The organism is Pseudomonas sp. M5, from assembly GCF_016907075.1.
Lineage (GTDB): Bacteria > Pseudomonadota > Gammaproteobacteria > Pseudomonadales > Pseudomonadaceae > Aquipseudomonas > Aquipseudomonas putida_E.
This window is the reverse complement of sequence record NZ_JAFBBH010000001.1, coordinates 2,872,525-2,887,657: the sequence shown is the minus strand read 5'-3', so window position 1 is coordinate 2,887,657 and position 15,133 is coordinate 2,872,525. Positions and strand designations below refer to the sequence as shown.

Below are 15,133 nucleotides of genomic sequence, written 5' to 3'. Positions count from 1 at the left end.
TGGTATTTCTGTCGGAATGTGGACGCTCTATGAGGCATGTCAAAAAAATACCACTAAATTATAATCTGTAAAAACCGGAGACTCACAGCTAACAGTAGTCCTAATGTCTTCGCGAACTTGTAGTTTGCCTTAGGGTTGCATTTGTTCTTGCATGCCACTTGCCTTGTTGGTGTGGCTGTGCTTAGAATTACTTACTGTGATGGCTGTTTTCTTGAATTTTGACTCTGTGGTGCTAGTCTCGTGATTAAAGATATTATTGATTTGGTTTTAAATTTTGCAGATAGATATAAGGCGGGGAGGGCGGATCTTTTCAATTATCATGTTGAGCCTTTGAAGGACCGTGTGCATGAAATTCATCGTGACTATATGAAGTCTTTCGTCTCGGCAAAATCTTCTTTAGAAAATAAAGAGGTGCCCGTTACTGATATTTTGAGCTTCTTAGAACAGAGAAGAATCGAGTTGGTGGGTGAAAGAGATCTGGTGAAGTCATTAGCAGACGCGTTATTGAGTATGGATAGGAAGTTTTCCGTGCCATTTGTTTTTGTTGCGTTAGAAGAGTTTGCAATGGCGGTGTCAAACTATTTTGTCGCGAGCAATGCTATTGCGCGCGCAAGTTGGTATTCTGACTTTATTAACTTCATGCAGGTTTCGCGGATTATGGAGGATTCAAACTTTTTTGATAAAAATTATTTCGGTAATGATCCAAGGATGGATACCATTGAGCACTTGAATATGATAATTGATAAGCGCTTGCCCAGAGCTCTCTCTGAGGTAAATAAGAACTATGCGATCCTGCGCAGTGCTTTATTGTAGATCAATCTTTATGCGATTTTTTCATATAAGAAAAATCTGCATGCGGTGTGCTCGCTGCAATTTTGGTCATCCCCATGGCTCAAATGTAAGCCACGATCAGCTTTACGTGCCCCGTCCTGCTGTCAGGGCAGGGGATATTAGACCGGCCTGGAGGCCCTAATCGGACGATCTGGCCTGTTTCGGCCAGTGGTCCGAGGATCGGACGTCAAGGCAGGAGTTAATTCATTCAGGTATCAACAACTCATTGTACTTGGCAGGTACCAGTGCAATCTCCCCCCAAGCCAAATCTGTGGCAGCTAAGCCTATGCCGCTTTCTACGATAGTCCCGAAAAACATCACGATGCGACCTTTTGAGTCGTCAGTAATCCCTTTGTCTCGGCAGAAACCGTTGGGGAGTTTTACGTAAAAGTCTTTCACGGCGGGATTGCAAGCAAGCTTTGTCATACGGGTGGAATAGTCGTAACTACCCGCGTTACGGCTGCTGATTATCTTCCCGTAGTACAAGCGCGGGGTACGATCCCCTTCCAGAACGTCGTATTCAACATCAGCCACGTCTGTAAGGAGCTCTGCCAGCTTCACTGCGTGGGTGGCCATCGGAAGGAAGAAGTATTTATCCTTGTTTTTTTCAAAGTTCCGGCAGATCCCTGCAATGGTAGTAATGGTGCTGGGTAGCTCGAAGGACTCCCCTTGGTGCCTTCCAATGGGCGTCTGCGACAGAGGCCCTCCGATGTCCTCGACGGGCGTTTCGTCGTATTCACCACCCTGGATCAATCTGACCTCTGGTTTCTCCTGCAGAAACTCCTTCACTATCGCCAAGTGTTCATGCTCAATTGCCCGCTTCGCCTCTTCCCATGTGTCATACCGTTTGCCTACTGGCTTTTTCGCCCGAAGCACGCACGCGATGTGTTGCCAGCGCTTAAGGTGGCGGTAGAAAGGTTCGCGCTGGTTAGCGAAGATGTCCTTTTCCTTAGGCGTTCGCTCGACGTTTGTATAGCAGCCTGGGCAGAATAGGCTTCCCATCATCTCTTCTTCGTACTCATCTGGCGCGACTCGGCGGCTCGCTTTCAGTGCTTCGCGGTTGCCGCCATCGAAACCCCAGCCAGGCAGGTGATGGGCGTATGGGATTTTTCTCTTAGCGGGCATCGTATTTCATCCTTGATTGGAGGTTGATGCCAAATAGCCATACCTTCGGGCGAAATTCAACACATCCTAGCCGATAGGTTTCGTTCCCTGAAGCCTAGCTGTCTCACCTAGACAAACGAGTGCGATCCATGAACCCCACCTATCACATGATGGGGCAGCAGGTTACCGTGGCATCTCTGGCGAGCAGTTCCACGGCAGAAGAGCTTCGTAGTCGGCCACCGACGATGCATACGGCAGGCGCTCAAGTACGTGGCGCAGCCACGTATAGGGCTCCTGGCCGTTGACCTTGGCGGTCTCAACCAAGCTGTAGATCTTTGCGCTGGCACTGGCGCCGTTCACGGTATCGCTGAACAGCCAAGCCTTGCGCCCGATGACAAATGGCTTGATCGCACGCTCCGCAAGGTTGTTGTCGATCGGCAAATGGCCGGCCTCGACATAGCGTTCCAACCGACTCCAGTTGTTCGCCAGATAGTGCACGGCCTTGCCCAGCACACTTTGCGGTGTGACCTGGGAGTACGTCTTGTCCAGCCAGCTTTTCAATTGGCCGAGGATCGGTAGGCTTCTTTCTTGGCGACCGATGAACCGCTGTTCGTCGCTGACTTCCTTGAGGTCGCGCTCGATGCCGTACAGCTTGTTGATCATCGCCAGCGCCACATCGGCGCGGCCCGTCTTACCCTTGGGCTGCACTTTCTGCGCATCGACGAACTTGCGTCGAGCATGAACCATGCACGCCAGCCGCTCGATACCGGGCTGCAACGCCAACACGTTGTAACCGGCGTAATCATCGGTCATCACATAGCCGCGATACCCTTCCAGCAGGCGTAACGGTACTTCCTGCGCCCGGCTGGTGGTGTAGTCAAACAGCACAACTTGTCGATCAGGCGGGCCGCTGGCCTGCACCCACATCCAGGACTGGCTGGTCGGGTCGCGGTCTGGCTCTTTCAAGACCTGTACGCGCGTTTCGTCGCAGTGAATTACCGGACTTTCCAGCAGCCGGTCACGCATCAGGTTTAACAGTGGCTGGAAGTGTTCGCTGCACTGGATCACCCAACGCGCCAGAGCTTGTCGTGGAATGTGGATGCCGTGTCGGGACAGTACGCTTTCAAAACGGTGCAGCGGCAAGCGATCGACGTACTTGGTCGTCAGCAGCATGGCCAGCACGCTGGGGCTGGCCATGCTCTTTTCGATCAATTGGGCTGGCTTGTCAGCGGTAACCGGCGCGGTTTCGCAGCCCCGGCACCCGTAAACCTTGCGCACGTGTTTGAGTACGCGGATCTGCATCGGCACGATGTCGAGCTGCTCGCTGGTTTCCTCGCCAATGACATGCTTGCGGCAACCACAGGCGCAGGTCAGTTCGTGCTCGGGCAGGTCGTGGATGACTTCGACCCGAGGCAGATCGGCCGACAGTGGTTTGCGTTTGCCGCGACGTTTGGCAGGCGCAACGACTTCTTCGTCGGCATCGTCAACCACCGCCAGTAGCGGGTCGCTTTCGGGTTCGTTGAACATCGCCAGTTGCGGCGTGTTGGGATCGACAGTTTGCTCGGACTTACGGCCAAAGAAACGGTCACGCCATAACTTGATCTGCTCTTTCAGGTCGTCGATGTGTGTCGCATAAGCCTCGTTGAACTCCTGCTCGCGCACACGGGCAGCCGATTGCTCACACGCACGAGCAGCGTAACTCTCAAGCAGCATTTGCTTAAGCAGAACAGGGTCATCCGGGAGGTTGTCGGGCACTGAAATCATGGCCCGGATTATACCGGGTCAGGCGACGAAACGGGGCGTCAGAACCTGATGCGGACGGTTGCGCCAGAGGTCGAAGCCGTCGAGTAACCAGTTAAGTTCCTGGACGGTCAGGACGATGGCTTCGTCGGTAGCGTCGGGGGAAGTTTTGAAACGTTCGGCTTCGAGGCGCTTGAGCCAAAGGCAGAAGCCGTTGCGCTCCCAGTACAACACCTTGATGCGGTTACGGGCTTTATTGAGGAAGACGAAAAGTACGGGGTCGAACACGGCGACCTTGATATCCAACTCGACCAGCGCGGTGAGGCCGTCGATGGACTTTCGGAAGTCTACGGGCTTGGGATAGAGGTACACCTTTTCGACTTTGCTGTCAGGACGCATCATGGCGGACTGGCTCCAGAAAGAAATCGGGAGCGCAGCATCGGGCTTCAGGTAGTCGCTTGGAATGTGGGCTTCATGGAGCGGATACCATTAACGACCGGTAGTTGTCAGAAAAAAACCATAACAAACCTATGCAACTTCTTCACTAAACCGCCTGAAAGTAACCCAGGGTTCAAATCACTCATCCACATCATCAAAAATGCTACGACTGATATAAAAATTTGCACCAACCCTATCAACTTCAATATTTCGTGAAGCAGAACTATCTACCTCTATTGGATTTTCCTCAATCCACTCTTGAACCTGCAGGCGTTCTCTTTTAACGATCCCTCTAATACGCCAGCTTTGTGGGTATTCATTCTCTATCGAAGAAAGCAACTGAGTGAAGCGCCGCATATGCCATTCAGGGTCGTCCTCTGGGTCTCGGTTTGCTTGATGTTCAAGACGAACCTCCTCGATGCGCGGCAGCACTTTAATACGCATACTTTCCCGCAATCTAATTCGCTCCTTGTCCTTCAACAGTGAGCGCAGATCAGAATCGAATAGTATACGAGCATCGTCGCCATTGAGAGCGTATTGGCTAACAGTTTCGATAAATGACTTGCGAGCGTATTCAGGTAGTAAGCCGAATTTAAAAAGACGAATAGCGAGATCGACTTCTGCAGAAAATTCTAAGTACAATTTAGGCTTCGCGATGGACTCAATCAATTCGATATCCGCCGAGAGATACGCTTCTAAAAACTTCTTGCTACACCGCCCGGCTAAGAATTCTATCAACTCCCTTCGAGCCCGCCAGCTTGACATCCAGTCAGTCTTGTAGGCAGTAGTGCTTTTATGCGCCAAAAGGCGCTCAATGATCAGATCAAATAATGAACTTGGAACTATTACGGCACCCTCAACACCAGTGTCCCCACAGGTTATCTGCCGCATCAGCTTTTCAGTATCGCTGCCACGCACATATATACCTAGTAGCTCTGGGCTTGCCCGAAGCATCGCGGAGTATGCATCTCCGATGGTGGGGTGTTTGTAGGTCCAGTATGACTCTCCGTCGGAGATGACATGCACTGCTAAACTACCGCGCAATGCTTCGAGTGCTGCTGTGCAAGCACCCAGATCGCTATTCAATCTCTTCAGGGCTTCTTCTTCAGCAACTGTCAATGAGATCGGACTTGACAAGTGCCCATTGGACATATAAATCAAGGCCAATGCCGCTTTACTATCTTTATCTAGCTCCTTACAGATGTCTATGAGCAATTGTTCGCGCTTTTCGACAAACGTCGATAAACTCCACTCAGACAAATAAATACTCTTAGTAAAGAATGGATCTGCAAGTCGCCTGGCAATTTCCGGAATGAATCTTTTGTGTTGAGCTACTGATTCCAGATGTGGCTTCACAGCAGAACGAAACTCACGAGACTGTCCTCCCAATTTCATATGATTGTAAAGAATCTGCCGCCGTTCATCTTCTGTGAGATCATGGACATCAATCACAACCTGGCTTTCTTGAAATAAGGGAAAGGCCCCCTCCTTCAAGTCCTGCCGCGCTCGATTGTAAATATAGTCGCGTGAAGTCATTACTACACGATTTCCCTGGCGAATTATCGTTTTGACCTCATTCAGTATGTGGTTCCAGTTAGAGACAAGATCTCGTTCGTACTGGGTCACTCCAAACGCGTCATCGATCCAAAAAAGCTGGGATTTCTCATGTGGATTCCAATGCTCCACTACGGACCTTGGTGTCGCCAGCTTAACCACGGATGCGCCCCACTGGTCAGCCGATGACATAGCAAGTAATGAAGCTATAGTTGTCTTCCCTGACGCTGGCTCGCCGACCAGAAGTACAAAACCATGTGTATCGAGTGCTCTTGCTGCCCTCTGATAGGACTCCGTCAGAACAATTTTGGCAAGTTCTTCGCGCATGGACTCGAGTACAGATGTGGCCTGAGCATATGCCCGTTCATCCAATATTTGGCTTAAGTCTCCGAGCCCATAAACACGTGGAACCATCATTCTGAGATGCTTACTTTCTCGAATTTGATCCTCAAGCCAAGTAACACCACACACCAGAATGCTCTTGACGCCAATACCTTTCAACGCATCCTTTATTTTTAATTCGGTTTCCCCGGAAATTCCGGCATTTGTCATCAAAACATAAACGTCGCACTCTCCCTTGTCGACCAATCGTTCGATCTTACTAATTTCATCTTTGATATCTGATAGTGCAAGAGCATATCCAGCGCGACTTGTAAACTTGCACTGAATGACAAACTGTCCCGATAACAGTTCATTATTCTGGGAACTCCAGACACCTGAAAATGCGCCGTCTCGACCGCCGTCGTTGGTATCTAAAAATGACACGACAGTTTGCCCGAGAACTTCTCTCGACACGGATAAGCATAATTGCTGAAAGCTTCGCCAACCCAATGTATGAAGATTAAACATTAAAACCTCAAGCCTAAAATCTCAAACTCATTTGACATGTCTACCAATCAAATTCGGCGCAATTGAACGGCCATGTCATACACAAACAACTTATCAAATCGAAGGAAAACTTTCGGTTAACCTATTGCACATACTCAGCGAAAGCCAAGCAAAAAAGCAAATCCTGTGACCATAATTAACCTTCATGGCAGCGCCTTGACTTTTCCGTACAAATCATAAAGATGAAGTGCCGACATATCCAGTATGGGCTCATACATGAAAGAGTTAAGATGAATGTTTTCAGGAGTCATCAAATTCACTTGCGAGAGCACCATAATCCCATCATTTTCAGATGAAAACTTTGATGAGTATTTGCTAAACAATTCAAATGTTTGATTGCTGCTGATAGAATCTACGAAAGCAGCGTCGTTGATTTTTGCGATCATATATTCTTCAGCTTTAAGTCTTATGGCGATAGACAAAATAACCTTTGATTCTAGTTCGACATCGTCAGCAGCATTGGCGGCAAGTTTTTCTGCCTCATCGTAGATCAGCTGAAGAGCGCTAAATGTGGGGTTTGGAAGGGACAGAGCTGCTTGATCTGATAGTGTGGCTTTAACGATGGACTCAAGATCGGCAATTGTTAATGCCTGACTATCTGATTTAATATGTAAAAGAGAGGTAAGCCTCAGATAGTGCTGGCTATTAGTCCCATGACAGTACTCTGCCAAGTTTCGCACAAAAGGAATGCTTGCCACTAGAAAAGCAGAGTTTTGGGCTAGTCCTTTTTTCCAAATCAGAAACGGATTTTTTTGATATTTTTCCTGTACAAAGCTCAGGGCATGCTGATCTTTTCTTGCGAAAAATCTTCGCTCCCTGGCAATCTGAAGGCGGCTGCTGATTGTTCGATGAAAATCAAAATTATGAGTTAGGAATATTAGCCTGAAAAATGAGACCTTGGAGATTTCGTTAAAATACTCAATAATTGCGTACTTATTTTTATAATCAAAAGAGTCGGCAATGTCATCGACCACAAATAGGGTGGCCTGATTAGATTCTCGGCGCGCGTGCACCTCGAAAAGGACATTCAATATATAAAGTGCTCGCTTTTCCCCTTGGCTGAGGACCTGGAGCAATTTATCTTCCTCGACACCACAGGTTTCTTGGCCATCATGAAATTCAAAAGTTACTTTCGGACTTTCGCCTTTTAGGATGACGTCTTGTTGATTCTGAACAACTAGCTTAAATGGAACGTAAAACCGCTCGTTGAACTGAGCAACAACGGCAGCCCACTTGGTTTTTTCTTCCTGAGCCTGCTTTGCTGTCTGCGCAATTACATCCTTTGCTGACGTATACGCCATGGCAAAAACACTCATAGCTGATTGAGCTATGTTGAAATAGCTGAACCATAGTTTTTTTCTGAAGCCTTCAAAGTCACTAAGCTCGGATAGGATTTCCGGATGGAGTGTCAAATACTCTCTAAACTTTTTTAATTCAGCATTTTTTTGAAGCTGCTTATCAACCGCTTCGAATCTTGCAGATAGCTCTTTGTCGCCTAATATGCGTTGTTTCTCTGCCTGAACTAATCCCTCCAATTCTTTGGCAGATGAAACTTCAGTCCTTTCCCCTCCATTAGAAATATTCAGGGTGTGATTCGCCTCAAAGAAACCGTTAGTTTGAAGATTTTTAGAGACATCACTTGCCCCAGCATGGTTAAACTTCTTACTGAGGAGAGGGGAGCCTTCCACTAGCTCTTGATATTTAGACATGTACTCTTGAAGCTGTTGATGTAGCGTACCTGCCTTAAACGCAGCTATAGTTTTGTCGTTGAATATCTCTATATAAGATAAATCGGCGAACCTGGTATCACCATCGAGTTCACCTGCTACCTCTGCAAAGAAGTCATACGGATTAGAAAATTTGAAGACCTCTTTTATTTCAGATGCAGGAGAAGCCTTTCCTGGCCACCCAGAAGCTTCCTTCAGCGCTTTCAGCAAGGCTTCCTGAGTAGACTCGATATTTTTTACCGCCTCCTCATATGCCTCTCTAAGCTTGGGATTGACTAGTAGTGTCGAAGTTCCAGAGCCGGAGTAACGCTCCACATATGGCTTGACGACGAACACGGAGTCCGGGGTGATCGAAGCCGCGGGCTCGGCTGTGATTGTGCGGTTGGTAGTACGTGTAGGGAAAATTAGATCTTGGCTGTCGCGTCCTTCTTGGAAGTCTAAGAAAGTCCGAGCAAGTGATGTCTTCATGAAACCGTTTGGAGCATAGATCGAGAAGGCTGAGCCATCTGGTGTTTTTTGCATCCCCTTAAAAATTAACTTTGTATCAAGCCTTTGAATTCCATAACAATTTTCTAATTTAATATCTAAGAAATCCATGTCTATTGCTCCGATCTAAAGGCCTCGTTGTGGAAAGTATCGTTTTGCCATCACCTTGTCCAGATGGCAATGCCGCCTCCCATCGGGGCGGATCTGGATAGGTAACGAATATGTCGAGTACACCAAGAGGGCGCGCTTTTATCGGCAACGCCTAGCACCTGCCCTCGAACGCCCAGGCCATGCAGGTTCCGTCTCATGCCTGCCTCACACCACATTGCAAAATCAGGGACTTCACTTGACCAATGTTTTTCTTTACCCCCAACATGTAAGCGATAGACTACGACAACCAAATATCAGGGCCAATTCTGAAAACGATAGCCGCTGACACAAGCTGACTTGGAGGCTGTACATGAATAAGGATGAAGAACTTAAAATTTTCAGACAGGTATTCGGACAGTCTTTTGATAGTTGTTTAGAACATTCTGAGTCACCTGACTTCATCATCAAAAGCGACCAAATACACGGAGTCGAAATCACTGAAGTTTACTGTGACGCTACTGAAGCAAGGCTACGGCACGCTGACGGATACCTTGAAAACCTTCTGAGCGGAACTGGAAAAGTATTCAGATAGGACAAAGACACAATAACCGTTGATACGATAAAGATCTACCATGAAGATGGTGAGTTGTACTCGGAAGATATAGCAGTAATACGCGAAGTCATCAGCTTCGATGACGCTCTAAAGCTAATCGAACACGCCATAAAAGAAAAAAGCAAAAAAAGCTCAACATATCTTAGCTCATACCATACCGTCGAACTCATAATAAATGACTCTTCCGGTCTATTCCACGTGCAGGATGGCGAAAAATTCCATCAATTCTTTGTCCACCACCTTGATAGAAGTGCGTTGCGCGAATCATCCTTCCGAGAAATTTTCTTCGTGTGCGACCTCTGGAGTGGTCAACGAATCTACCTGCCTATCAAGCTTAATTTATTCCTTAGCGACTTCCTTGGGGTATTAGAGATCGCGGAGTCAGAAGCCATTGAAGATTGGACTGAATCTACAGAACAAATAGAGGCTGTTCTGATAGCACTACATGAGCTTGGCCACACTAGCTTTTCATTCGAATACGTGGATGGAGAACTACATGTAGATCTTGGAGGTTCGGTGATTGAATTCACTGACACCGGAACCAAAATCAAAGACCATACCACGCTTCTGATAGAGCACGAGCTAGCGCATAAAGTAGGCGACCTCCAATCATACGCACTAACTGAAACAATCAATCTAGCGAACCGATTGAAGATTCGACGCTGGGAGAACTCCGTCTATGTTCGTATTTCCTACCCAGTAATGGCTCCGTCCCCGAGAGATTACGATCAGCAAAGGGTAATTAAATCCTGCTAGGCTCGCGTCATAGGGGTTGTGAACCCGTGTGCGAACCACCTGTGAGAACTGGCCCAACATCAACGCCAGAGGCATTCCAGCAGCGCGCATCTGGCTGCATACATCGGTAGGTCTTGCAAGACAAGAAACAAGTGACAGATTTATTTTTCGGCGCTCGTTGATGTGCCATTAAATAACTCTGTCCCCGTTTTTCGCTGTGCGCAGAGATTTACGTCCTAATTAGTACCACGGCGCGCGGAGTCGAGGATCCACCGCTGAGCAGTGAACCATGCTCATCGCCGTCCCGAACTAGAAGCTCAAGTCCCTCTAACAACTCGCTTGGGAGCGTTGATTATAGTTACTAGTTGAGGTGCGCCAAATTTTCCATAGCTTTCCAGACCCGCATAACACGTGGCCTCGCGGACCATTACTGTTCGTCTGTCTCCGCACCACATCCAGCTCCACTGTATTCCGCTGAATGCTTTGGAAGCTCTATAAACCGGCCTTCTGGCCGGTTTGTCGTTTCCACGACCCTCCGTCGGGAACCAACAAAATCCGCAATAACCGGGGGTATTTGGAGTGCAGTGTGTTTCCTGAATGAAGTACGTACCCCTATGCTGGGCCACTCCGCTCAGCGACCTCAGATGCCGCACGGCCGAACCGCGTAATCGCGCCTACAAACTGTTGTACGGCGCGGAGCATGTACCTGTACGTCACATCCAGCGGCCCGAAGGCTGGTGGTCTCGAAGCACCGTACGCTTGTAGCTTCCCCAGCCATAAGAAATCGTCTGGAGATTACATAAATGGTATTGTCAATCAGGTATTAAGTTAGGGCTAAATTCCATGCTGCCCTTTAATTTTCCAGAGCTTTCAGTTAGTGCAAGATGTGCATATTCAGATTTTTTCTTATCGAAAAATCCGCCTGCGAGGTATCGCTTGCCATCGTATTCAACTGGTTTTGGGTTGAGCTCTCTATAGTTTGATGAATAGCTCATGCGGATATGGAGTTTTTCTGGTTGAATGCGCACGCCATTACGATCCTCAAAAGTATGGTTGTTGCCTAGTTCTACTGTGATCTCGGCCCAGGGGTTTTGGGCGCCGCCCAATTCATTTTCTCTTAGTTCCTTAAAGTGAGATTGGGCAACGTTGCTTTCGCTCCAGACTTTTGTAGCGAAACTCCCCACGTCCATCAGTACTCCGTTTATAATCACTTTCGTGTCTACGCCGAACTGAAATCCGGAGTTGGCATACTCAGCGCTGCAGTCCATGGCAAGTTTGGTTAGTTTATAAGTGCGTCCATACATTGCCAGGTTTTTGAGTGGTGCGAAGTATTTTGACCAGTTTTCTGATCGGGCCGAATTAAATGTTAGAATTTTAATATCATTTGCAATAGCATACTCTTTCGCGGGCTTGGAAAAGCCTGAGTGGCTCACCACGACAGTTTTGTTGATCCCAAGTTTTCTGTGCTTTTCTTTAAAGCTTTCGAGTGTTCTAATTCCAACTGGTTTGGAAAGCTCAGTGCATTCCACTGCTATCTTGATTGCGCAGCCGGAAATTTCGCTTTCTATTAGAATGTCTACTTCACGCTCGCACTTGCCTTCATAATCATAAAGCATTGCAGACTCCGTCAAGTTCGCATCTGCTGAGGCCAACTCTCTATTAATTATTTTAACTAGCTTTTGGTAGTGATTAGTTCTGGCTGGCATACGTTGTACTTGATCCTTTTTGTACTGGTTGATACGTTAAGTCCCTTAGTACCCCGCGTTTGACACCTAAGGAAAGCCCGGATGCAAGAGCTGGAAGCACATTACATGGACTGTTCGCTGGCAACGGAAGCCCGGCTATCGCTGAGCGAGAACGAACTCCCACCTGGTACCGAGCCCATGCTACAGCACGTCCGCCAGGGTACCCTGCGTGAGATCGTGCAGGGCGAACAGCGTACACCAAGTAGCGATGAGGTCGTCAGCTGGGTGCGCAACTGTTATCGCGAGAACCCCCTTGTCGGCGATATTGCCCGTGCGATGTTCGTGATCAACGAAGACCTAGTGGTGGCCTACACCGAGTTGCCTATCCCCGACGAAGTACGGCTCGATCTTCAACGCCTGACGAAATTGAAGTTGGACCGCGATTTCTTTGTTTCCTCCACCTTCGAGGGTCAACCCTGTGGCGTACTCTTTAGGGGCTCGGAGATGGAGGAGGGCGGTGTTCTGTTTGAAATCACGGTTTTTGGGCGAGAAGGGCTAGCTGGTGAGGTGTGGCATTTGAACCTGCAGCTATCTAGTACTCGACCAGAACCCTTCATTTCCGTGTGTACGGCAGAGGGATGGATCTATTTTGAGCGAGAGCGCGCCCTGCAGGAGGCGCGTATCATGTTCTTGCTTCAATGTCTGTACCAGTACAGGAAATACCTATACCCAGTACTGCCGGTGAAGTCGATCATCGATGCCCGTAGTGACAGCCCCCGTGACAACCCGTTTCTCGTGAAGCTCATCACCAAGGCGTACTGTGGCCAGGTCGCCTGCACGAGAGTACGGGTAGACCTGGCCTTGATGCATCCTAGGGACATCGATTACGCACTGCGTACCCCGGATGAGGAGATCAGTCGGTTCATCACCCATGCCAGAACCACCGACATCCTCTTGTACGAAGAGGACGGCGTGCTCGTCATGGATGACGACTATCTGGTCTACATGGCGTGCAGGACGCTCGGCCTCACGCGGGTGAACGCTGTGATAGTCGGCGCCTTTGATCAGCCCCTTGTTGAAGTACTAGAGGTAGGAGGGCGTGAGCTTATCCCGCCCGTGGGAGTCACGCGCCAGCAATATCGTTCGCGCCGGGGCAGTGTTGACAAGCAGCACCTGCTGCAACGTAAGGTATCGGCGCTGCGCCCGAAACTCTCTCAGTCGGCCAGGTTTGAGCGCAATTTCATTGAGCTGTGCCATCTACTGGGACGGGTCGGCACGCGTGAAAGAGATCTGCACAACTTCCTTAAGCGGCACACCCAAGTGCTTGATTCCCATGTGGCAGCGGTCCTCAGCGAAGTTCGAATCGGCAAATACCGCGCGGACCTCGTGCTGAAATACCACCAGTCGGACAAGCGTGTGGTGCTGGTTGAGCTCGAGCCCCACAGCGCTCAGATCTTCACCAAGCGCAATAGCCTAAGGCATAAGGTGATCCACGCCGTGCAGCAGGTGCAGGACTGGATTAGGGAAATCCATAACAACGCAAGCAACCTACCCAAGTGGCTGGAAGGCAACTACACCGCAGAAGGGATGGTGGTGATCGGGCGGTCCAAGGACCTGACACAGGAACAGAAAGACACCTTGATGATCCACAACGCCAAGTCCGACATCAAGATTCTCACCTACGATGACCTTTTGGAGCGTTTTCAGCGCTTGATCGAGGTGCTCGACAAACAGAGGGATAAAACTTGTGAGTAAGTTTCCTAACATCCCCACTGAGGCGCCGATTTAAAAACTAAAAGTGACCATTTACAGCGGCAGCTACGGAGCCAGGCTGTGTGAAAACCCAAACGGGTCTCTGAAGATCGCGAGCGTACGTGAAATCTGAAATGGCTTGGTTATTCAGCTAACCCAGATTTCGCGCAGGAGCGCGAAATTCTGGTCATTTTCTAACCAGTCGGATCGCGCCAAGCGTTTTCACACAGCCTGGAGCCGTTGCTGCCGTTTTTGAATGGACAATCGGGGGTGGAAAATCACGGTGCGGACAGCTCTACAAAATTCCAGCTCATCAGGATTTGCTAAGCTTTCACAGGCAGATTTCAGATTCGATTCCAATGAAATCCATAACTAGCTGAATCGTATTATAGATACCCTAAGAGGTACGTCAAAAATCCACTAAATTCCAGTCCCGCGAAAATCGGGACCTTACGGCCAACAACCGTCCGTCTGTCTCCGCACCATAAGATTGGCCAAAGGCGATTTCTCGTTCGCTGGCACCACAAAGAAGCCCGCCTTGTGCGGGTTTTTTTGTACCTGTTTTTTGTTAGGTTGTTATCAGGCCTTAGGCGATGCGGCCAGGTGCATGGCTTGAGCGTGCTGGCGTTTTGATGTCGAGCATCGCCGGCGCGGCGCTTGATCTACGGGGCGCCGCAAAAGGCAGCGGCATGCACTCCCAAATTCGCCACCTCAACGGCAACCCGTGAAGAATACTTTTTATCCACGTCTTGGAGCGCATCGCCGAACACCCGATCAATTGGGTCGATAAACTGCCTCCCGTGGTACGGTTCTTTCGCCCTACTGAACTCTGCGAGGTGGCCTTACCCATGGTCAAAACTGTTCGCTTGCCCAAACCCGCGGCCGACCTGTTGTTGCTGCACATTGAATTGAAATACATCGAGCCGGCCATCTGGCGCCGCGTGGCGGTACCGGAAAACATCACCCTGGGCAGATTGCATTCAGTGATCCAGGTCGTGATGGGATGGGAGGGTGGGCACCTGCATGAATTTGAAATTGCCGGTGAGAATTACGGCATACCCGACCCCGATGGCTGGGGGCCGCCGGTAAAGCCGGAAGCGCGCAAGACCTTGGTCAAAGCTTTGTGCGGGAAGAAGAGTTTCCGCTATGTGTATGACTTTGGTGACGGCTGGGATCACCGGATCAAAGTCGTGAAAGTGCTGCCCGCCATCGCCTGTCCGCAGGTGCCGTATTGCGTCGATGGTGCCAATGCCTGCCCGCCGGAAGATGTGGGCGGTGAGCCGGGCTATGCCGAGTTTCTTCAAGCCATGGCAGACCCCAATCACCCAGAGCATGAGGCCATGATGGAATGGCATGGGGATATCTTCGACCCGGCGGCTTTTGACTGTGAGCTTACAAATGGTTGGCTGAAGGAATTCAGGGTCTGACAGTCCCGGGCGGTGCGGATTCTCGCGCTTTGCTGCTTACCAGGCGTGGCAACTACCTCTAGC

General features: G+C 49.3%; 10 protein-coding genes. 4 read left to right on the top strand and 6 right to left on the bottom strand.

The annotated features are described in order from the left end of the window. Positions 1-240 precede the first annotated feature (240 nt). Positions 241-813, top strand: a complete 573-nt coding sequence (locus JOE27_RS13160) for a hypothetical protein (RefSeq protein WP_204918935.1) — start codon at positions 241-243, stop codon at positions 811-813. 222 nt (positions 814-1,035) lie between these two features. Here the strand turns inward: JOE27_RS13160 and JOE27_RS13155 are convergent, their stop codons facing one another. The 5 genes from JOE27_RS13155 to JOE27_RS13135 all read right to left on the bottom strand — a co-directional run bounded on the left by JOE27_RS13155 (position 1,036) and on the right by JOE27_RS13135 (position 8,879). Continuing rightward, on the bottom strand, positions 1,036-1,956 hold the full coding sequence (locus tag JOE27_RS13155) for a hypothetical protein (RefSeq protein WP_204918933.1): 921 nt from the start codon (positions 1,954-1,956) through the stop codon (positions 1,036-1,038). Between the two features lie 162 nt (positions 1,957-2,118). Further along, positions 2,119-3,699, bottom strand: a complete 1,581-nt coding sequence (locus tag JOE27_RS13150; RefSeq protein WP_204918931.1) for an IS66 family transposase — start codon at positions 3,697-3,699, stop codon at positions 2,119-2,121. 18 nt (positions 3,700-3,717) lie between these two features. Further along, on the bottom strand, positions 3,718-4,077 hold the full coding sequence (gene tnpB / locus JOE27_RS13145; protein WP_009687920.1) for an IS66 family insertion sequence element accessory protein TnpB: 360 nt from the start codon (positions 4,075-4,077) through the stop codon (positions 3,718-3,720). A gap of 174 nt (positions 4,078-4,251) precedes the next feature. Beyond that, positions 4,252-6,516: a DEAD/DEAH box helicase family protein gene (locus tag JOE27_RS13140; RefSeq protein WP_204918929.1), complete on the bottom strand. Its 2,265-nt coding sequence runs from the start codon at positions 6,514-6,516 to the stop codon at positions 4,252-4,254. 182 nt (positions 6,517-6,698) lie between these two features. Next, on the bottom strand, positions 6,699-8,879 hold the full coding sequence (locus tag JOE27_RS13135) for a hypothetical protein (protein WP_204918927.1): 2,181 nt from the start codon (positions 8,877-8,879) through the stop codon (positions 6,699-6,701). A 625-nt stretch (positions 8,880-9,504) separates the two neighbouring features. Between JOE27_RS13135 and JOE27_RS13130 the strand changes: the two genes are divergently transcribed. Next, complete coding sequence (locus JOE27_RS13130; RefSeq protein WP_204918925.1) at positions 9,505-10,227, top strand: hypothetical protein; 723 nt, start codon at positions 9,505-9,507, stop codon at positions 10,225-10,227. Between the two features lie 791 nt (positions 10,228-11,018). On the opposite strand, the gene JOE27_RS13125 is transcribed toward JOE27_RS13130, so the two are convergent. Then, a complete protein-coding gene (locus tag JOE27_RS13125; protein WP_204918923.1) occupies positions 11,019-11,822 on the bottom strand; it encodes a restriction endonuclease in 804 nt (267 codons plus the stop codon). Positions 11,823-11,993: 171 nt separating this feature from the next. Here JOE27_RS13125 and JOE27_RS13120 point away from each other — a divergent pair, with 171 nt between their 5' ends. Next, the gene (locus JOE27_RS13120; RefSeq protein ID WP_204918921.1) at positions 11,994-13,646 is read left to right on the top strand and encodes a Shedu anti-phage system protein SduA domain-containing protein; all 1,653 of its coding nucleotides are present in this window, start codon (positions 11,994-11,996) and stop codon (positions 13,644-13,646) included. Positions 13,647-14,491: 845 nt separating this feature from the next. After that, entirely contained in the window at positions 14,492-15,070 is a 579-nt protein-coding gene (locus tag JOE27_RS13115) for a plasmid pRiA4b ORF-3 family protein (RefSeq protein ID WP_204918919.1), read from the top strand. The last annotated feature ends 63 nt before the right edge of the window (positions 15,071-15,133 follow it).

What these genes read in the sequence shown, in the direction of transcription:
- JOE27_RS13115 (WP_204918919.1), top strand. Translation starts at nt 14,492, where the DNA reads ATGGTCAAAACTGTTCGCTTGCCCAAACCCGCGGCCGACCTGTTGTTG.
- JOE27_RS13150 (WP_204918931.1), bottom strand. Translation starts at nt 3,699, where the DNA reads ATGATTTCAGTGCCCGACAACCTCCCGGATGACCCTGTTCTGCTTAAG.
- JOE27_RS13120 (WP_204918921.1), top strand. Translation starts at nt 11,994, where the DNA reads ATGCAAGAGCTGGAAGCACATTACATGGACTGTTCGCTGGCAACGGAA.
- JOE27_RS13155 (WP_204918933.1), bottom strand. Translation starts at nt 1,956, where the DNA reads ATGCCCGCTAAGAGAAAAATCCCATACGCCCATCACCTGCCTGGCTGG.
- JOE27_RS13140 (WP_204918929.1), bottom strand. Translation starts at nt 6,516, where the DNA reads ATGTTTAATCTTCATACATTGGGTTGGCGAAGCTTTCAGCAATTATGC.
- JOE27_RS13125 (WP_204918923.1), bottom strand. Translation starts at nt 11,822, where the DNA reads ATGCTTTATGATTATGAAGGCAAGTGCGAGCGTGAAGTAGACATTCTA.
- JOE27_RS13135 (WP_204918927.1), bottom strand. Translation starts at nt 8,879, where the DNA reads ATGGATTTCTTAGATATTAAATTAGAAAATTGTTATGGAATTCAAAGG.
- tnpB (WP_009687920.1), bottom strand. Translation starts at nt 4,077, where the DNA reads ATGATGCGTCCTGACAGCAAAGTCGAAAAGGTGTACCTCTATCCCAAG.